At 36.1% G+C, this 263-nt stretch carries 1 protein-coding gene; it reads right to left on the reverse strand.

The annotated features are described in order from the left end of the window. Positions 1 to 66: 66 nt before the first annotated feature. Positions 67 to 263: hypothetical protein (locus tag ACX9YW_RS23120; RefSeq protein WP_460351075.1), on the reverse strand; the 197-nt coding region annotated here is incomplete at its 5' end.

Consider the following 263-nt stretch of genomic DNA (forward strand, 5'->3'; position numbering starts at 1 on the left):
TGAAAAAGGCTGTTACCTAAAATTATGGGTAACAGCCTTTTTGTTATAGATTATAAAACTTAGTTATTAGTCGAGTAAATCATACTTCAAAGTCATTAAACCATGACCTTCATCAACCATATTGCCTAAAAGTTCAACGGTATTGTCGTAAACTTGATCGGCCATCTTTTGGTTGGCAGCTTCAAGTTCTTTTTGCAAGTCTTTACCGGCAAAGTTGGTAGCCCTCTTGTCAGTATCATGTTGAATCTTATGGCATTGTGCTA

Source organism: Pseudoneobacillus rhizolycopersici (assembly GCF_054786815.1).